Origin of the sequence: Microbacterium sp. (assembly GCF_047606685.1) — a bacterium.
Lineage (GTDB): Bacteria > Actinomycetota > Actinomycetes > Actinomycetales > Microbacteriaceae > Microbacterium.
On record NZ_JASGEC010000006.1, the window covers coordinates 15,884 to 33,335 of the forward strand.

The following is a 17,452-nucleotide window of genomic DNA, read 5'->3' on the forward strand; positions in this document are numbered from 1 at the left end:
ATGGCCGGCTCACAGCCGGTCGGGGCCGTACGTTCGCCGTGCGGCGGGCACCGTGTGGCCGGGGCTTGCCGACTCCACGACCCGATTCGAGATCGTGCCGAGGCCTTCGACGGTCATCGTGACGACGTCCCCGGGCCGCAACGGCGGCGGCGTGAGCTGGCCCGTGCGCGCCCACCGTTCCGACAGCGCCCCCTGCGAGGCGGTTCCGGTGGCCAGCACGTCGCCGGCTCCGACCCACGCGTCGCGCGACGCGTGCACGAGCATCTCCTCGAACGACCACGACATGTTGCGCAGATTGTCGGTTCCGACGACCTCGCCGTTGACGGACACGCTCATCTCCAACGCCAAGCGATCGCCTTCGCGGTGCTTCTCCAACTCGTCGGGTGTGGTCAGCCACGGGCCGAGCGTGTTCGCGAAGTCCTTGCCCTTCGACGGGCCGAGCCCGACCCGCATCTCGTTGGCCTGGATGTCGCGCGCGCTCCAGTCGTTGAGGATGCAGAAGCCGGCGATGTGCTGGGCCGCGTCCTCCACGGCCACGTCGCGCACCGTGTGCTTGACGATCATCGCGACCTCGAGCTCGAAGTCGAGCTTCTGGGTGAACGGCGGCATCGGGATGTCCGCGCCGCTGGGCACAGCCGACCACGGGTTCATGAACAGGAAGGCGGGGGCTTCGTACCACGCCGGCGGAACGGCGCCGTCGCCCGGCTCGCTCTTCTTCATGCCGGCGATGTGGGCCTCGAACACGAGGAAGTCGCGCATCGCTCGCGGCTGCACGGGGACGGCAAGCGAGGCGTCCTCGACCGACAGCTTCTGCATGCGCCCGGCGCGCACGTCCAAGTCGCGCCGGGCGTCCTCTGGCAGGCTCAGCAGGTCAAGGATCTCGGGGTCTCCGGGGATGTCATGCAGCCGGTCGTGCTGCACCCGCGCGGTGTGGACGATGCCGTTCGGGCCGAGGTAGCGCGCGTACCGCGCCACGTCAAAAGTCCAGGGTCTCGTAGAAGTCGCGCTGGCGGGTCTCTAGGGCGGGGATCGCCGTGCCGAGCGCCCACTGCTCGAAGTGCGGGGAGCGGCCGTGCGCCGTGAACGCCTCCTCGTCGGCGTACACCTCGAAGATCCGGAAGACGTTCGGCTCGTCCGGGCTCTGGTACGCCTGGTAGTAGACGTTGCCCGGCTCGGTCCGCGACGCCGGCGACAGATGCTCCAGCGCGGTGCGGACGGTCGCCTCCTCGCCGGGCTTGGCGATCCACGTCGCACTGCACACGAATGCCATGGGTGCTCCCTTTCCGTAGTGTCGACAGGATGCTCCCCCGTCGCGTTCACGCTACGACGACCGGTGATCGCGCAGAACCGCGCCCGGTCGATGCCAGCCATCGCCGCCGAGCAGGATCTGCTCCGGCTCGAGTTGCACCGCCCAGCCCTCTATCGTGCCGGCGTTCTCGAACTCCTCGATCTGGAGGATCTGCCGTCCCCGCTCGACCGTCTGCTCCATTCCCGCGGTGACGAAGGCGTAGACGTTCAGCCACGCGGACTCCTCGTAGGCGACTCCCTCGACGACGAGCACGTTCGCATCGACGACCGCGCGGGCGTTCATCGCCGCGCGCGGCGACGTGGTGGTCGCCGCGCGGGCGCCGTTCACCTTGTTCGCGGCGACGACGCCGGCCACCGCCTCGTCGAGCACGAGCACTCCGAAGGCGTCGACGCCGGCATCCTGGTCGGCGACGACAGCTTGGCCGACACGCACCGCGTAGATCGGGTAGTCGTCGCCGGGGTCGGGGTCTTCGGCGGCGTGCCAGACGACGTCGAACCCGCTCGCGTCGGCTCGCTTGGCCAGTGCGCGCCCGAGTCGGTGGCCGCCGTGGTCCGCGGCGAAGTGGATGCGTGTCATGTGTTGGCCCCTCTCTGGCGCCTGCGGGTGGGCCGGTCACACCGGAGGAGCGACGAACAGGCCCTTGTCGATGTCGTTGAACGACTCGCGCGCGACCAGCTCGCTCATCTCCTGCGCGGTGCCCCACTGGTCCTGTGTGGACAGGTGGGTGATGTCGTGCTGGTGCGGCACCCAGTTGTCGTCGTCGACGATGGCGAGCTCGGTCGTGTACTCGATCGTGTTGCCGGCCGGGTCGAGGAAGTACGCGAACGTGTTGTCCCCGGCGTTGTGCCGGCCGGGGCCCCAGATCATGCGGGCGCCCGAGCGCAGGATCTTGCCGGCGCCGCGCATCCACTCCTCGATGCCCCGCATCTCGAACGACAAGTGGTGCAGCGAGTGGTGCGGGCCCATCGCGACGGCGATGGAGTGGTGGTTGGCGTTGCACCGCAGGAAGTGCATGATCTCGAGTCCGTCCGGGCGGACGAGCGAGTCAGAGATGGTGAAGTCGAGGTGCTCGACGTACCATTGCGCGGTCCGGTTGAGATCCTGCGTGTTGAACACCATGTGCGAGAGCTTCGCGGGGATCGGCTCGCGCTCGCGGATCTTGCGCGCTTCGCGCGTCTGGTAGCCGCTGGCGAACTCGAGCACGCGCCCGTCGCCGTCGAAGACGCGAAAGCCGTAGCCGCCGCCGAATCCGCTGAGCTCGCGCGGCTCGTGCACGAACGCGACGCCTTCGGCGCGCAGCTTGGCGGCCAGGGTGTCGACGTCTTCGCGGCGTGCGACCCCGAAGCCGGCGAGGTCGATGCGCTTGTCGTCTTCGCGCAGCCGGAGGATGAACGGCTCGGACGATCCTTCAGCCGCGAGGTAGCTGAGGCCGCTCTCGGCATGGACCTCGGTCAGCCCCCAATGGCGCGTGAAGAAGTCCCGTTCCTGTTCGAAGTTGGGCACCGCCAGCGCGGCGTAGCGCAGGTGCGAGACGAGCCGCTCCGTCATGATCGACCTTCTTTCGGTGATTCGGTCCGTCTCCACGAATCTAGGACGCCATGGGCGCGAGCGGCCTGATATCAGCCATCGCGGTGAACGATTGCCGTCGGCTGCGCCGGGGACATAGCGTCAGGCAGTGGATGCGAGGACGTGTCCGCGAGAGTGGGAGGCGAGGATGCCGGTTCGGAGTGCGCTTGTCGTCGGCGGCGGTTTCACCGGGTTGACGACGGCCATCGCACTCGCTCAGCGCGCCGTGCGGGTCTCGCTCGTCGACCGCACGGCGGCGTGGGCGCGGGTCGGCCACGGACTGACGATCCAGGGCAACGCGCTGCGCGTGTTCCGGGAGATCGGCGTCATCGACGAGGTGCTCGCGGTCGGCCAGCCCGAGGAGAGCGTCACTTTGACGCTCTCCGACGGCACGGTCCTGTCCGAGCTGAACACGCCTCGGACCGGCGGCGACGACCTGCCCGCCACGATCGGCGCGCTGCGCCCCGACCTGCACGAGATCCTGGTGACCAAGGCGACGTCGGTGGGGGTGGAGATCCGGCTCGGACTCGAGCTCACGGGGCATGAGAGCCACGGCGACTCGGCGACGTCGGTGCTCTCCGACGGCACGACCGAGACCTGGGATGCCATCGTCATCGCCGAGGGCATCAAGTCGCGGACACGGCCCACGCTCGGCATCACCGAGGAGCGCTCGCCGAGCGGTCTGGGGATCTGGCGCGCCGTCACCGACCGAACCCCGCAGATGACCGGCGGCATCGGGTTCCCGCTCTCCGACGACGGCGGGGCGTTCAAAGTCGGCTACACCCCCGTCAGCGCCACCCAGTGCTACGTCTTTGTGCTGTGTCGGCCGCAACGCCCCGACAACGGCCTGGACGGGTGGCAGGAGGTCAGACGGCTCATGGCGGGCTTCCACGGCGAGTACGACTTCCTGCGCGAATCGATCGGGCCCGACACGTTCTTGAACTTCCAAGAGATCGAGTGGATCTTTGCCGACCAGCCGTGGCACCGAGGCCGAGTCATCGCTTTGGGCGAGGCCGTGCACGCGGTGCCTCCGCTGATCGCCCAAGGGGCTGCGCAATGCCTCGAGGACGCGCTGTTGTTCGCCGAGCACGTCACACGGGAGGGAGACTGGGAGCAACAGCTGGCCGACTTCTACGCGCGTCGCATCCCGCGGCTGAAGGGCGTGGTCGACGCCTCGCTGCAGTTGGCGCGATGGGAGCAGAACCCGGGCGATCCCGACGCCGACCCTGCTCGCGTGATGGCGGCTGCCCTCGCCGCGCTGGTGGCGGAGCCGTGACCGGGTATCGGGTGCCGCGCCGTATCGTCACCGGCCACGACTCGACGGGGGCCTCCGTCGTCGTCAGCGACGCTCCAGTGCCTGTCACCAAAGAGCTGCCGCAGGACGGGGTCGCGTTCCACGAGGTCTGGGTCACTCCGTCATCGCCGGCCGTGATCGGCGCGGGGGCGGAGGACCCGACGGCCGGATCGGTGACCGTGCCGCCGCCGCGCGACGGCACCCGCATTCGCATCAACGAGTTCCTCCCCGGGCATCTCGACGAGCGCGGGCTGCAATCGCCCGTGCACCGCACCGAGTCGATCGACTACGGCATCGTGCTGGAGGGGGAGATCACTCTGGTCCTCGACGACAGCGAGGTGACCGCTCGAGCGGGGGACATCGTCATCCAGCGCGGCACCGACCACGCGTGGGCGAACCGTGGCGATGACATCGCCCGCGTCGCGTTCGTGCTCGTCGGAGCGCGATTCGGAGCGGACGTCCTCGGGGTGCTCCCCGACGACGTCCGCGACGGGCTCATGCGCCACGGCCCACGCGACTGACACGACAGAGGGAGCACACATGCACGTCGACCACATCGCGCTGTCCGTCCAGGACCTCAATGCGCAACGCGCGTGGTATCAGCGCGCCTTCGGGTTCGAGGCCGCCCAAGCGTTCGAGATCGCCGCGATCGGGCTGCGCGGCGTGTTCCTGCTCGGCCCGGACGGTCTTGCCATCGAGCTGCTCGAGCGGCGCGGTTCGACGCATCGGCGTCCGGCGACGAATCCGCCCGACGAGCTGCTCGCGCAGGGCTGGGCGCACATCTGCTTCCGTGTGGCCGATGTGGACACGACGTTCGACGCGCTGGTCGCCGCCGGCGCGCAGCCCATCGCGTTTCCGGGCGATTCGCCGGAGCCCGGGGTGCGGTTCGCGTTCGTGACCGACCCCGAGGGCAACTACCTCGAGCTCCTCGATCGTGACGGCGCGGTGGCCGCGTGAACGACTACCGGCTTCCCGGGCTCGCGGGCGGGCTCTTCGTTGTGACCGGCGCCGCGCAGGGCCAGGGCGCGCAGGAAGCACTGCTGCTGGCGGGCCAAGGCGCGCACGTCGTCGCCGCCGACGTCCGCGACGCGGCGCCCGACCTGCTGTCGGCCGCGGCGAGCCTGCCCGGCACGGTCGCCTACCGGCGCCTCGATGTCACGGACGAACGGGCGTGGACGGAGTTGGCCGCGGAGCTTGACGGGCGCCGGCTCAAAGGCCTCGTGAACAACGCCGGGGTGACCCAGCGCACGCGCATCGGCGACGTCGAGCGCGCCGACTGGGACCGCATCCTGGCCGTCAACGTCACGGGCGCGATGCTCGGCATCCAGGCGCTGCTCCCGCTCATGGGGCCGGGATCCGCGATCGTGAACATCGGCTCGGCCGCGGGCGTGACGGGGCACTACACGGCCGCGTACACGACGAGCAAGTGGGCGTTGCGGGGCCTTTCGCACTCGTGCGTGACCGAGCTCGGTCCGCGCGGCATCCGAGTCAACATCGTCCATCCCGGCTACATCCGCACCGAGATGACCGCGAGTGCTCCGCCGGCCTTCCTCGACGCGAACATCGCGGTCTCGCCCCTGCGCCGCGGCGGCGAGGCGGAGGAGGTCGCGCAGGTCGTGGTGTTCCTGCTGTCGGACGCCGCGTCGTACGTCACCGGCGCCGAGGTCGGAGTCGACGGCGGCCAGCTGCTGTCCGGAGTCGCGACGTTCCTGTCCGACGCCGTGCGCCCCCGAACAGGTACGGAGTAGGCCATGTTCATGTACTTCCCCACCAACTACGTGTGGAGCATGTCCGTCGTCGCCACGCTCAACAACGGCGGCTACATCGACGAGGTGGACCGTGCGTGCAAGCCGGTGCTTCTGGCCTCGCAGCACGGCGCGGACGCGGGCACCGAGGAGCTTTACGCGTCGTGGGCGGCGGTCGCGGACCGTCTGGTCGCGAAGGCGGAGGACGACGAGGCGCGCGGCCGCCGTATCGGCGCGGGTGAGACGTACTACCGCGCGTCGTTGTACACGTCGCAGGCGGAGCGGCTGCAATCACCGAGCTGGGCGGGGCGCAACGCCGCCTACCAGAAGTCGATGGACCTGCTTCTCAAGCACGTCGAGCTGGTGGGGGCTCCGCTCACGCGAGTGGAGATCCCGTACGCGGAGTCGTCGCTGCCCGGGTACTTCTACCGCGCGCCCGGCGAGGGGCCGCACCCGGTCGTCATCCAGTGGAATGGGCTGGATTCGACCAAGGAGATGATGTACTACTCGCAGTTTCCGCAGATGCTCGCCCAGCGCGGTGTCTCCACGCTCATGGTGGACACCCCCGGTTCCGGGGAAGCCTTGCGGCTGCGCGGTCTGACGGCCCGCCACGACACCGAGGTGTGGGCGGCCGCGATCGTTGATTGGCTGGAGCAGTGCGCGTCGTCGTTTGCCGTGGACGTCGAACGGATCGGCATCGTCGGCTGGTCGCTCGGCGGGTACTACGCGCCTCGAGCGCTCGCGTTCGAGAAGCGCTTGAAGCTGGGTGTCGCGTGGGGGGCGAACCACAACTGGTTCGAGGTTCAGCAACGGCGCCGGCAGCGTGAGGGCGAGAACCCGGTGCCGCACTACTGGGACCACGTGTTCTGGGTGTGGGGCGCCAGCGACATGGACGACTTCATCGAGAAGACCCGGGGCATGCACCTCAACGGGGTCGTCGAGAGGATCACGGCGCCGTTCCTGGTGACCCACGGCGTCGGCGACCGTCAGATCGACGTGAAGTACGCGCACCAGTCGTTCGCGCAGGCGGTGAACAGCTCCAAGCGCGAGCTGCGGCTGTTCGACGATCCCGAGGGCGGCACCGAGCACATTTCGCTGGACAACATGCCCTACGTGGCCGGCATCATCGCCGACTGGGTCGCCGAGACGTTCGCGGAGACATCCCCGTAGCACTCCGGGTTCTCGACTCCCAGCCGCCACCCAGGCTCGAGCGGGCGTGGACACACCAGACTGGATGGGCGTTGGCCGACCGGTCGGCGAACCCGCCCGTGTCGAAATCCCGCCCGCGTCGAAAGACTGAGAGGCCCCGTGTCGAATCTGGCCGTCCTGAGCCTGCGCAACCGCGCGCTCATCGCGCTCATCACCATTGTCGCGGCGATCTTCGGCGGCCTCGCGCTCACCAACCTCAAGCAAGAGCTCATCCCGTCGATCGAGTTCCCGCAGCTTTCGATCGTCTCGACGTACACCGGCGCCTCGCCCGACGTGGTCGACAACGACGTCTCGACGCCGATCGAGACCGCCATCCAAGGCATTCCCGGGCTCGAGTCCACGAGCGCGACCAGCACGACGAACGCGTCGGTCGTGCAGACATCGTTCACCTACGGCACCGATCTCGCCACCGCCGAGCAGAAGATCATGCAGGCGATCAACCGCATCAAAGACGACCTGCCCGACGGCGTCGAGCCGAACGTGGTGTCGTTCTCGATCGACGATTTCCCCGTCATCCAGATCGCCGTCACCGGCTACGACGACGAGAAGCGCGTCCAGTCCCAGCTCGAGGCGGCGGTCATCCCCGACCTCGAGGATGTCGACGGCGTCAGCTCCGCCCAGATCGTCGGCGGCCGGGGGCTGCGGGTGACGATCACCCCCGACGACGACAAGCTCGAGAAGAAGGGCTACACGCAGCAGGCGATCCGCGACGCGCTCGACGAGAACGGCGTGCTCTTCCCCGGTGGAGACCTCACCCGGGGCGACGAGACGCTCACGGTGCAGACCGGCGCCAAGCTCACGAGCGTCTCCGAGATCAAGAAGCTGCCGCTGGTGCCCTCCACCGCGAAGCAGTTCCGCGCCGGCGACGTGACGATCTCCGACGTCGCGAAGGTCGCGCAGAAGCAGGACCCCGTCACCACCATCTCGCGTGTGGGCGGCGAGCCCGCCCTGACCATCGCGGTCACCAAGCTCCCGGCGGCCAACACCGTCGACGTGTCGCGCGCGGTGACCGCCGTGCTGCCCGACCTTGCCGACGACCTCGGCGACGAGGCCGAGTTCACGGTCGTCTTCGACCAGGCCCCGTACATCCAGCAGTCGATCGAGTCGCTCGCGCAGGAGGGCCTGCTGGGCCTCGTCTTCGCGGTGATCGTGATCCTGCTGTTCCTGCTGTCGGTGCGCTCGACGCTGGTGACCGCGATCTCGATCCCGACGAGCGTTCTCGTCACGTTCGTCGGCATCCAGGCGTTCGGCTACTCGCTCAACATCCTGACCCTCGGCGCCCTCACGATCGCGATCGGCCGCGTCGTCGACGACTCGATCGTGGTGATCGAGAACATCAAGCGCCACTACGTCGGTCACGCCGACAAGCGCGAGTCGATCGTGCGGGCGGTGCGCGAGGTCGCGATGGCGATCTCGGCGTCGACGGTCACGACGGTCGCGGTGTTCCTGCCGATCGCGTTCGTGGGGGATGTCACGGGCGAGCTGTTCCGCCCGTTCGCGCTCACCGTCGCGATCGCGATGACCGCCTCGCTGCTCGTGTCGCTGACGATCGTGCCGGTGCTCGCCTACTGGTTCTTGCGGCCGGGCAAGCCGGTTCGCGACAGCGACGGCGCGCACATCGACCCGGAAGACCCGGCGGCCCCGCCCAGCCGACTGCAGAAGGCGTACCTGCCGGTGTTGCGCTGGACGCTGCGGCACTCGTGGACGACACTGCTGCTGGCCGTGCTCGTGCTCGGCGGCACGATCGCCGCCGCGCCGCTCATGAAGACGAACTTCCTCGGCGACAGCGGGCAGAACACCTTCACGATGACCCAGAAGATCGGGGCGTCGCCGAGCCTGAAGGCCTCTAGCACCGCCGCCGCGGCGGTGGAGGACGCGCTGAAGGGCATCGACGGCATCGAGACGGTGCAGACCTCGATCGGCTCGAGCGGCTCGGCGCTGCGCGACGCCTTCAACGGGGGGTCGGGCGGCATCACGTACTCCATCACCACCGACGCCGACACCGACCAGGTCGCGCTGCGCGAGGAGGTGCAGGAGGCTGTCACCAGCCTCGACGACGCGGGCGAGATCACGATCGCCGGGGGCGACGGGTTCGCGTCCACCGACGTCGAGATCGACGTGACGGCGACCGACCAGGAGACGCTGCGCGAGGCGACGGATGCCGTCGTCGACGCCGTGTCGGGCCGCGACGGCATCGGCCAGGTGGCATCCAATCTGTCGGCGTCGCTGCCGTACATCGCCGTCGTCGTCGACCGCGACAAGGCCGCGGAGCTCGGCTTGTCGGAGGTCGCGGTGGGCGCGCTCGTGTCGGGCGCCATGCAGCCGCAGTCGATCGGCGCCGTCGAGATCGACGGCACCGCGTTGACGGTGTACCTCGCGGCATCCGACCCGCCCCGCACCGCGCGCGAGCTGCGCCGCCTCGAAGTGCCGAGCGCGACCGGGCCGGTCGACCTGAGCGAGGTCGCCAGCGTCACGCAGAGCGAGGGGCCGACGTCGATCACCACCCAGCGCGGGCAGCGCACGGCGACGGTCACGGCCACCCCCTCCACCGACGACCTCAACGCCGCGTCGGTGACGGTGAACGAGGCGCTGGAGGGGCTCGACCTGCCCACCGGCGCGCGCGCCGAGATCGGCGGCGTGCTCTCGCAGCAGCAAGACTCGTTCGCCCAGCTCGGGCTCGCGATGCTCGCCGCGATCCTCATCGTCTACATCGTGATGGTGGCGACCTTCAAATCGCTGCGCCAGCCCGTGCTGCTGCTCGTGTCGGTGCCGTTCGCGGCGACCGGCGCGATTTTGCTGCAGATCGCCACCGGCGTGCCGCTGGGCGTCGCGTCGCTCATCGGCGTGCTCATGCTCATCGGCATCGTCGTGACGAACGCGATCGTGCTCGTCGACCTCGTCAACCAGTACCGCGAGAAGGGCCTGTCCGCCCACGACGCGACGATCGCGGGCGGCTCGCGCCGGCTTCGTCCGATCCTGATGACCGCGCTGGCCACGATCTTCGCGCTCACGCCGATGGCGATGGGCATCACGGGCCACGGCGGCTTCATTTCGCAGCCGCTCGCGGTCGTCGTGATCGGCGGGCTTATCTCGTCGACGCTGCTGACTCTGGTCGTGCTGCCGACGCTCTACAACCTCGTCGAGGGAGCGAAGGAGCGCCGGGCCGCGAGGCGGGCCGCTCGGGCGGGCGACGGTGCGCCGATGCCGGAGGGAGCGATGCAGGATGCCGCTGCCGCGCCAGGAACCGCCGGGGGACCAGATGCGGTGAGCGCGAACGCCATCCCGTCGCTGTCTCCGGTGCGGCAGGCCACGCCGGGCGAGCAGGCCGCGCCGACGCGTCGGTCGCTGCGGCGATCGGATCGCTGAGCGACGCCTCGTCGGCACCGGCTTCGGCCGGGTCGCTGGCAGGGTGCCGCTGCATCCCGCCCGCCAGGCACTTGGTAAACACGCCCACCCAGCTGAACATCAGCGCGAAGCCGAAGATCTCGAGCACGGCCAGGTTGATGCCGCCGAAGATGAAGACGACGATCGCGCCGGCGAGAATCGCCGCCGTGCCGTACGTGGCCTGCAGCAGCAGCACGGGCAGCACGCGCCGACGCACGATCACGATGACGAGCATGCCGAGGAACGACGCCATGAGCCCCGACGCGGCCCGGTCGTGCCAGAACGAGTTGAGCGTCAGCGGGATGCAGCCGACGCCCAGCAGGTGGATGCCGACCGACGCGTTGAGCACGACGAACGTGCGCGAGTGCTTGACGCGCCGCACCGGCGTGAGCGCGCGCAGCTCGGCGTGCACGCGCGCGGAGTAGACCGCGATGAGCGCCCCGGCGGTGATCAGCGTGCCGTTGAACACGCGCGCGGAGAAGTCGCCGGTCGTGCCGAGCTCGCTGAAGTGCAGCGACCACCAGCCCGTCGCGGTCGTGGTGGCGATGGAGAGGCTCGTGCCCACCGCGAGGATCATGATGATGATCAGCGCGAGGTTTCGCGGCGTGAGGCGCGCGGAGAGTGCGCGCACGCGCAGCGCAGGCTCGAGGAGGAGGTCGGCGGTGATGCCGGGTCGGATGTTCAGCGTCAGCGAAGTCATGTGCCGGGAGCTAATCTGTCGGGGCGCTCCGAATACGTCGGACTCCCCGTTCCCCGGCCCGATGCATTCAAAGCGCCGGATGGGCTGTACGCTTCCCCAGCGCAACGGCAAGCGCCGCTGGATTAAGGGTATCGCCTCCGGCTGGGAAATGCGCGGGCCAGAGCGGTATATCAGCTGGGGCGGCCGGTCGGCGCCTTCCCGGCCGGCGTGTCGGCTGAGGCCGCACCCGCCGTCAGGCGGTGGTCAGATCTCCAGGCTGATACCCCACTCCAGCGACCACGTCTCTCCCGGCGCGAGCCAGCGCACGCCGACTCCGCTGTTGAACGCGTCGGCGGGAGCGGTCATCGGCTCGATCGCGACGGCCTTGCGCTGGCCGGGGTATCTCGTCGTCGTGAACAGCTGCACGAAGTCGAATCCGGCCCCCGCCCACAGTGTCGCCCGCCGGCCGTCCGGCGCCGTGAGCGTGTAGCGGGCGAGGCCGTCGGCGTCGCGCTCGACGCCGCCGAATCCGGTGTCGAGCTCGATGTCGCCGACGCGCCGACCGGCTCGCAGGTCGAAGTCGGTGCCGTCGACGGCCTCCTCGGCAACCGGCAGCAGTCTGTCGTCGACGCGGAAGCGCGTGCCGGCCGGGGCCGTGAGCACGAGGTCGTCGGTGTCGACGCCGCCGACCATGACGTACGGATGCGTGCCCACGGCGACCGGGGCCGCATCCGCCCCCGTGTTCTTGATGGTGTGCGTGACGCGCACTCCATCGTCGGCGAGCGCGTAGCGCACCGACGTGTCGAGCTGGAACGGATACCCCTGCTGCGGGAACACCGTCGCGGTGAGCTCGATCTCCGCGGCGGTGCGGATCGCGACATCGTACGGCGTGTACCGCAGCAGTCCGTGGCTGGCATTGTTCGTCTTCGGCTCGGTGATCGCCAGCTGCTGCGCGGCGCCGGCGAGGGTCCACACGCCGTCGCGGATGCGATTGGGCCACGGCACGAGCACGACCCCGGAGGCGGCAGGGCTGGGCCTTCCCAGCGGGTACGGCGGCACGAGGTCGACGCCGCCGACGCTCAGTCCGCGCAACGACGCGCCGACCTGGGCGATGTGCGCCTCGACAGCGCCACGGCGAAGGGAGAACTGGATGCCGGTGGGCTCGGCGGGCTGGTGGGTCACGCCCCTCACGCTAGCGCGGGTCGCGGCGCCGTGGGGCCCCTTGCGCAGGTCGGCGTCGTCTCGGCACGCCGGCGGCACGCGAAGGTGGCGCGTCGTGCCGGGTTGAGCGCTGGGATGCGGCACGAGGCGCCACTTTCCTTGCGGCGGGGTGCGCGCGTGTGGTGTCCTCTCAGGCTCGTGGCACTGCGATCGGGTAGCGTGGACCGGTCGGCTCTGGACACCGCGACGTGTCGCGGATGGGTTTGTGAGTCTGTGGGCCGATGGTGAGCGCCGCGTGGCGCGCATGAACCATCCCCGCGAACTGCCCCGGATGCCCCCGGGCGCGCTCGCTCGTCCCAGGAGATCCCTCCATGCCCAAGAACAAGAAGCCGGCCGGCGGCCGCGCGCAGAACTTCGAGCCGCGCTACGGCAAGAAGACCGCTTACCAGGACCGCAAGCGCCGCCCCGGAGAGTCGTCTGCGGGCAAGCCCGGCAGCAAGAGCCCCGGCCATCGCGGCCACCGTCCGCAAGAGGCGGACGGCGCGCCCAAGCGCCGGTGGACGGCCCAGGAGAGGGCCGGGAGGGATGCCGCGCGCGGCATCCGCACCCACGCCCACGACGATCGCGCGCGACGGGACGCGCCGGACTCGGCGCGAGGGGGTCGCGGCGATCGCGTCCCGCGCGACGACCGCCGCGCGTTCGGCGACGGACGCCCGTCGTACCGGGACGACCGGCCGCGTCGTGATTACGACGACCGTCCGCGCCGCGACGTCGACGACCGTCCGCGCCGTGACGACGACCGTCCGCGGCGCGACGACCGCTCCCGGTCGCCCCGCGAGGGCGTGGAGCGCCCGAGACGAAACGCGCCGCGCCGCCGTGAGGCTGAGGGGCACAGGCGTTTCGACTCGCCTGCGGTTCGCGGGGCGACCAGTGGTCGCTTCGACGATCGCCCGCGCCGCGACCACGACGACCGGGTCGACGTTGTGCACGAGCGCCTGCAAGCCGAGGCCGTGCAGGCGGAAGACGTCGCGGACGTCACGTTCGGCGCCCTCGGCCTCGGGCAGAACATCGTGAAGGCGCTCGCGGAGCTGGGCGCGCAGCATCCCTTCCCCATTCAGGCTGCGACCATCCCCCCGATCCTCGCCGGCAGCGACGTGCTCGCGCGCGGCCGCACCGGCTCGGGCAAGACGATCGCGTTCGGCGCGCCGCTGGTCGAGTCGATCCTGCAGAGCCAGGCAGGGCAGAAACGCGTGTTCGGCCGCTCGCCGAAGGCGCTCATCCTCGCACCCACGCGCGAGCTCGCGCTGCAGATCGACCGCACGATCCAGCCCATCGCGCGCAGCGTCGGCCTGTTCACGACGCAGATCTACGGCGGCGTGCCGCAGGCGCGGCAGGTCGGGGCGCTGAAGAAGGGCGTCGACATCGTGATCGGCACGCCCGGCCGCATCGAAGACCTCATCGAGCAGGGCAAGCTCGATCTGTCCGAAGTGCGGATCGTCGTGCTCGACGAGGCCGACCACATGTCGGAGCTGGGCTTCCTCGAGCCGATGCAGCGCATCCTGCGGCTCGTCGCTGACGGCGCGCAGAAGCTGCTGTTCTCGGCCACGCTCGACCGTGAGGTCGCCGCGCTCGTCGACGAGTTCCTCGTCGACCCGGCTGTGCACGAGGTCGCCGGCGAAGACCAGGACTCCGGCACGATCGAGCACCGCGTGCTCGTGATCGACCACCGCGACAAGGCCGAGATCCTCGGCTCGCTCGTCGACCGCGACGGCAAGACGCTCGTGTTCGCGCGCACCCGCGCGTACGCCGAGATGCTCGCCGAGCAGTTCGACGACGCCGGCATCCGCGCCGTCGCGCTGCACGGCGACCTCAACCAGGCCAAGCGCACGCGCAACCTCGAGCGGTTGACCTCCGGCCGCGTGAGTGTGCTGGTGGCGACGGATGTCGCGGCCCGCGGCATCCACGTCGACGACATCGACCTCGTGGTGCAAGCCGACGCTCCCGACGAGTTCAAGGCGTACCTGCACCGTTCCGGCCGCACCGGGCGCGCCGGCCGTCAGGGCTCGGTCGTGACGCTCGTCACGCGCCAGCGTCGCCGGCGCATGGCCGAGCTGCTCGACCGCGCCGAGATCGACGCGCCGTTCGACGAGGTGCGCCCCGGCGACGACCTGCTCGAGGAGCTCTCCGGCCGCCAGGAGCGCGTGTAGCCCGCTCGCTTCCCGGGTCGGCTCCCACGAACGGAATCTGATAATCTGATTGCATGCGAACCTTGACCGCGACCGAGGCCTCTCGTCGGTTCTCCGACTTGCTGGACGCTGTCGAGAACGGCGAGTCCGTCGTCGTGACGAGAGGCAATCGTGTCGTCGCGGAGATCAGGCCGGCGGGCGGCCGCACGGGTCGAGATCTGCGAGCCGCGCTCGAGGGCGCGCCGCCACTCGATGCCGACCTGATGAACGACATCGAGTCCGCGCTCCAGTTCGTCGCTGACGATGGAGCGGACACGTGGCGCGACGACTGATCCTCGACACCAATCTGCTCATCGAGTACGAGCGCGGCACGCTTGATCGAGCGTCGTTGGATGCCGACGAGCTCGCCATCGCGGCCGTCACGGTGGCCGAGTTCCGCGTCGGGATCGAACTGGCCGGCACGGTCGAGCGAGCGGCCGACCGTGCTCGCTTCCTGGCGCTCGTGCTGACCGGCGTCGATGTGCTCGACTACACCGAGCGGACGGCGGCCGAGCACGCGCGACTGCTCGCCGCCACTCGCCGAGACGGAAAGCCGCGGGGCGTGCACGACCTCATCATCGCGGCCCACGCGGCCGAGACCGGGCGCACGATTCTCAGCCGTGACGCCACCGCACGGTTCGGCAGTCTCCCGGGAGTCCTCGCCGAGTCGCCCTGACGCTCACGCCATGGCCTCGATCGCCGGTTACCCAAATCTCCTGATCTGGCGTCGTCAGGACGATCTGGCTCGGAACGTCCTGACCACGCGAAATGGCCTGATCTGGGGAATGGATGCCGGTGCCCGCGACTCGCCGGGGGCGGGCCGGCGGTCAGTGCGCGAGCGGGTTGCGGGTGCGCAAGGCAGGGAACCACGAGAAGTCGCGGTCGGCCGACCACAGCTCGCTGACGCCGTGCGCGATGCAGATGGCGGCGATGCGGGCGTCGTGCACGCGCGCCCCGGTGACGTCGCCTCGCGACAGAAGACGGTCGAGCTCGACGAGGTGGCTCGGCGATTCGTGCAGCAACCGGAGGTTCGGCAACGCCGCGAGCGCGTCCACGGCGGCGAGGGCGACAGCGGGCGGAGTCGGCGGCGCGTAGACGCGTGGATGCGTCACCACGGCGAGGAACTCGTGCACGCAGGGCCACGGGACCGCCCACGCTCCCACGCCGCCTGCGAGCTCGCGCAGCACCTCGGCTGCCGCCGCGTGGTGCGGGCTGTCTTCGCGGTGGGCGTAGACCAACAGGTTCGTGTCGATCGCGATCATGGTCAGCCCGGCAGGCCGTAGGAGCGCGCGATCGCGTCGGCGGGGTCGAGCTCCGCGACGAGGCCGCTGCCGCCGGCCGTGGGGAAGTGGAAGTCGACCGGGCCGACGCTTCGCCGCCGGTCGAGTTCGCCGCGCAGCGCTTCGACGACGAGCTCTCGCAGTGTCGTGCCCTCGGCGCGAGCGGTCGCTTTCGCTTCCATCGCGAGGCTGTCGGGCAGGTCGATGGTCGTCTTCATGCGGCCAGTGTACCCGTACTCCCGTATCTGAAATACGGGAGTACGGTTTTAATACGGGAGTACGGTTTTCTGTCTCCACCTAGAACAGCCTCGCGTCGTCCGCAACGCGCCCGCGCGAGGTCGTGACGATCTGCGACCGCGTCGCTCGGCCCGGCACGCGCGAGCCGCGCCGCTGGTCGGCGTCGGCCCGGCCGTCGAGCCCGTGCACGCGCAACAGCGGGCGCACCCGCTTCGCGAGCCACGACCGGTACGCCTTCGGCGCGTACGCGGCCGCGCCCGGGTACAGCCCGAGGTACGACGAGACGAGCTCGGGATGCTCGCGCCGCAGCCACTGCATGAACCACTGCTTGGCGCCGGGCCGCAGGTGCAGCGCGCCGTAGACGACGCGGGCGGCCCCGGCATCCCGAATCCGCGTGAGCGCGTCGTCGAGCGTGGGGATCGAGTCGGTGAGGTGCGGCAGCACCGGCATGAGGAACACCGTCACGTCGAAGCCCGCCTCCGCCGCCGCGCGCACGGTGTCAAGGCGTGCGGCTGTCGTCGGCGTGCCGGGCTCGACGGAACGCTGCAGCGCGTCGTCGAACACCGCGATCGACAGCGCGACCGACACGCGCACGAGCTGGGCGGCCTCGGCCAGCAGGGGCAGGTCTCGACGCAGCAGCGTGCCTTTGGTCAGGATCGAGAACGGCGTGCCCGACTCGGCGAGCGCGTCGACGATGCCGGGCATGAGGCGGTACCGGCCCTCGGCGCGCTGGTAGGGATCGGTGTTCGTGCCGAGCATCACCGGCTCGTGCCGCCACGACCCGCGCGCGAGCTCGCGCCGCAGCACGTCGGCCACGTTGACCTTGACGACGACCTGCGAGTCGAAGTCGTGCCCGGCGTCGAGGTCGAGGTACTCGTGCGTGCTGCGGGCAAAGCAGTAGGCGCAGGCATGGCTGCAGCCCCGATACGGGTTGATCGTCCAGTCGAAGGGCATGGCGGATGACCCGGGCACGTGGTTCAGGGCGCTCTTGGCCATCACCTCGTGGAAGGTCACGCCGGCGAACTCGGGCGTGGTCACCGAGCGCACGAGACCGTCGATGCGCTCGAGCCCGGGCAGCGCCGAGGCGTCGGCCACGCCCAGCTCTTGTCCCTGCCATCGCATATGCTCAGGAGAACATAAATACGATAGTCAGTCAAGGCGAAGGAGCGAAAACATAGAAACAAGGATGCCGCCAGGGCCCGCTCGGTCGCACGCTGGCGCCGGGCTCCGACACACCGCGTTCGGGGCTCTCCCAGAAGAAGGAGCACAATAGATGGGTGACTCCCCCCGGCCCGCAGCACGCTGCACGCGCGCGCCACCGCGCACAGCCCGCCGCTCGCGCCGCCCGCGAACCGCTCGCCCA

The 17,452-nt window shown here is 70.1% G+C and carries 17 protein-coding genes; 9 read left to right on the plus strand and 8 right to left on the minus strand.

Features of this window, described 5'->3' with window-relative positions; translation table 11 throughout:
* Positions 1 to 9: 9 nt before the first annotated feature.
* From QM611_RS00785 to QM611_RS00800, 4 genes are read right to left on the minus strand one after another with little or no spacing between them, the layout of a single operon-like run.
* On the minus strand, positions 10 to 975 hold the full coding sequence (locus tag QM611_RS00785; protein WP_415077983.1) for a fumarylacetoacetate hydrolase family protein: 966 nt from the start codon (positions 973 to 975) through the stop codon (positions 10 to 12).
* Between the two features lies 1 nt (position 976).
* Entirely contained in the window at positions 977 to 1,270 is a 294-nt protein-coding gene (locus QM611_RS00790; RefSeq protein WP_415077984.1) for a putative quinol monooxygenase, read from the minus strand.
* Positions 1,271 to 1,321: 51 nt separating this feature from the next.
* On the minus strand, positions 1,322 to 1,885 hold the full coding sequence (locus QM611_RS00795; RefSeq protein ID WP_415077985.1) for an RpiB/LacA/LacB family sugar-phosphate isomerase: 564 nt from the start codon (positions 1,883 to 1,885) through the stop codon (positions 1,322 to 1,324).
* Between the two features lie 36 nt (positions 1,886 to 1,921).
* On the minus strand, positions 1,922 to 2,857 hold the full coding sequence (locus QM611_RS00800; RefSeq protein ID WP_415077986.1) for a VOC family protein: 936 nt from the start codon (positions 2,855 to 2,857) through the stop codon (positions 1,922 to 1,924).
* Positions 2,858 to 3,023: 166 nt separating this feature from the next.
* On the opposite strand from QM611_RS00800, the gene QM611_RS00805 reads away from it, so the two are divergent.
* From QM611_RS00805 to QM611_RS00830, 6 genes are all read left to right on the plus strand, one after another.
* Positions 3,024 to 4,151 (plus strand): FAD-dependent monooxygenase, encoded by a 1,128-nt coding sequence (locus QM611_RS00805; RefSeq protein WP_415077987.1) that lies wholly within the window; start codon positions 3,024 to 3,026, stop codon positions 4,149 to 4,151.
* Entirely contained in the window at positions 4,148 to 4,690 is a 543-nt protein-coding gene (locus tag QM611_RS00810; RefSeq protein ID WP_415077988.1) for a cupin domain-containing protein, read from the plus strand. The genes QM611_RS00805 and QM611_RS00810 overlap by 4 nt, the downstream gene beginning before the upstream one ends.
* Positions 4,691 to 4,709: 19 nt before the next feature.
* The gene (locus QM611_RS00815; RefSeq protein ID WP_415077989.1) at positions 4,710 to 5,126 is read left to right on the plus strand and encodes a VOC family protein; all 417 of its coding nucleotides are present in this window, start codon (positions 4,710 to 4,712) and stop codon (positions 5,124 to 5,126) included.
* The gene (locus QM611_RS00820) at positions 5,123 to 5,917 is read left to right on the plus strand and encodes an SDR family NAD(P)-dependent oxidoreductase (protein WP_415077990.1); all 795 of its coding nucleotides are present in this window, start codon (positions 5,123 to 5,125) and stop codon (positions 5,915 to 5,917) included. The genes QM611_RS00815 and QM611_RS00820 overlap by 4 nt, the downstream gene beginning before the upstream one ends.
* A 3-nt stretch (positions 5,918 to 5,920) precedes the next feature.
* Complete coding sequence (locus QM611_RS00825) at positions 5,921 to 7,084, plus strand: alpha/beta hydrolase family protein (RefSeq protein ID WP_415077991.1); 1,164 nt, start codon at positions 5,921 to 5,923, stop codon at positions 7,082 to 7,084.
* 138 nt (positions 7,085 to 7,222) lie between these two features.
* Entirely contained in the window at positions 7,223 to 10,489 is a 3,267-nt protein-coding gene (locus QM611_RS00830) for an efflux RND transporter permease subunit (RefSeq protein WP_415077992.1), read from the plus strand.
* A gap of 961 nt (positions 10,490 to 11,450) precedes the next feature.
* On the opposite strand, the gene QM611_RS00835 is transcribed toward QM611_RS00830, so the two are convergent.
* Positions 11,451 to 12,368: an aldose 1-epimerase family protein gene (locus tag QM611_RS00835; RefSeq protein WP_415077993.1), complete on the minus strand. Its 918-nt coding sequence runs from the start codon at positions 12,366 to 12,368 to the stop codon at positions 11,451 to 11,453.
* A gap of 350 nt (positions 12,369 to 12,718) precedes the next feature.
* On the opposite strand from QM611_RS00835, the gene QM611_RS00840 reads away from it, so the two are divergent.
* Genes QM611_RS00840 through QM611_RS00850 form a run of 3 tightly spaced genes read left to right on the plus strand, consistent with a single transcriptional unit; the run spans position 12,719 to position 15,248 of the window.
* On the plus strand, positions 12,719 to 14,554 hold the full coding sequence (locus tag QM611_RS00840) for a DEAD/DEAH box helicase (protein ID WP_415077994.1): 1,836 nt from the start codon (positions 12,719 to 12,721) through the stop codon (positions 14,552 to 14,554).
* Positions 14,555 to 14,607: 53 nt separating this feature from the next.
* On the plus strand, positions 14,608 to 14,865 hold the full coding sequence (locus QM611_RS00845) for a type II toxin-antitoxin system Phd/YefM family antitoxin (RefSeq protein ID WP_415077995.1): 258 nt from the start codon (positions 14,608 to 14,610) through the stop codon (positions 14,863 to 14,865).
* Complete coding sequence (locus QM611_RS00850) at positions 14,850 to 15,248, plus strand: PIN domain-containing protein (protein WP_415077996.1); 399 nt, start codon at positions 14,850 to 14,852, stop codon at positions 15,246 to 15,248. Before QM611_RS00845 ends, QM611_RS00850 begins: the two co-directional genes overlap by 16 nt.
* 151 nt (positions 15,249 to 15,399) lie before the next feature.
* Here the strand turns inward: QM611_RS00850 and QM611_RS00855 are convergent, their stop codons facing one another.
* From QM611_RS00855 to QM611_RS00865, 3 genes are all read right to left on the minus strand, one after another.
* The gene (locus QM611_RS00855; RefSeq protein WP_415077997.1) at positions 15,400 to 15,834 is read right to left on the minus strand and encodes a type II toxin-antitoxin system VapC family toxin; all 435 of its coding nucleotides are present in this window, start codon (positions 15,832 to 15,834) and stop codon (positions 15,400 to 15,402) included.
* 2 nt (positions 15,835 to 15,836) lie between these two features.
* Positions 15,837 to 16,070 (minus strand): hypothetical protein, encoded by a 234-nt coding sequence (locus QM611_RS00860; RefSeq protein ID WP_415077998.1) that lies wholly within the window; start codon positions 16,068 to 16,070, stop codon positions 15,837 to 15,839.
* A 79-nt stretch (positions 16,071 to 16,149) separates the two neighbouring features.
* Entirely contained in the window at positions 16,150 to 17,211 is a 1,062-nt protein-coding gene (locus QM611_RS00865) for an Rv2578c family radical SAM protein (protein ID WP_415077999.1), read from the minus strand.
* Positions 17,212 to 17,452: the final 241 nt, after the last annotated feature.

What these genes read in the sequence shown, in the direction of transcription:
- QM611_RS00790 (WP_415077984.1), bottom strand. Translation starts at nt 1,270, where the DNA reads ATGGCATTCGTGTGCAGTGCGACGTGGATCGCCAAGCCCGGCGAGGAG.
- QM611_RS00795 (WP_415077985.1), bottom strand. Translation starts at nt 1,885, where the DNA reads ATGACACGCATCCACTTCGCCGCGGACCACGGCGGCCACCGACTCGGG.
- QM611_RS00800 (WP_415077986.1), bottom strand. Translation starts at nt 2,857, where the DNA reads ATGACGGAGCGGCTCGTCTCGCACCTGCGCTACGCCGCGCTGGCGGTG.
- QM611_RS00805 (WP_415077987.1), top strand. Translation starts at nt 3,024, where the DNA reads ATGCCGGTTCGGAGTGCGCTTGTCGTCGGCGGCGGTTTCACCGGGTTG.
- QM611_RS00815 (WP_415077989.1), top strand. Translation starts at nt 4,710, where the DNA reads ATGCACGTCGACCACATCGCGCTGTCCGTCCAGGACCTCAATGCGCAA.
- QM611_RS00825 (WP_415077991.1), top strand. Translation starts at nt 5,921, where the DNA reads ATGTTCATGTACTTCCCCACCAACTACGTGTGGAGCATGTCCGTCGTC.
- QM611_RS00840 (WP_415077994.1), top strand. Translation starts at nt 12,719, where the DNA reads ATGCCCAAGAACAAGAAGCCGGCCGGCGGCCGCGCGCAGAACTTCGAG.
- QM611_RS00845 (WP_415077995.1), top strand. Translation starts at nt 14,608, where the DNA reads ATGCGAACCTTGACCGCGACCGAGGCCTCTCGTCGGTTCTCCGACTTG.
- QM611_RS00855 (WP_415077997.1), bottom strand. Translation starts at nt 15,834, where the DNA reads ATGATCGCGATCGACACGAACCTGTTGGTCTACGCCCACCGCGAAGAC.
- QM611_RS00860 (WP_415077998.1), bottom strand. Translation starts at nt 16,070, where the DNA reads ATGAAGACGACCATCGACCTGCCCGACAGCCTCGCGATGGAAGCGAAA.
- QM611_RS00865 (WP_415077999.1), bottom strand. Translation starts at nt 17,211, where the DNA reads ATGCGATGGCAGGGACAAGAGCTGGGCGTGGCCGACGCCTCGGCGCTG.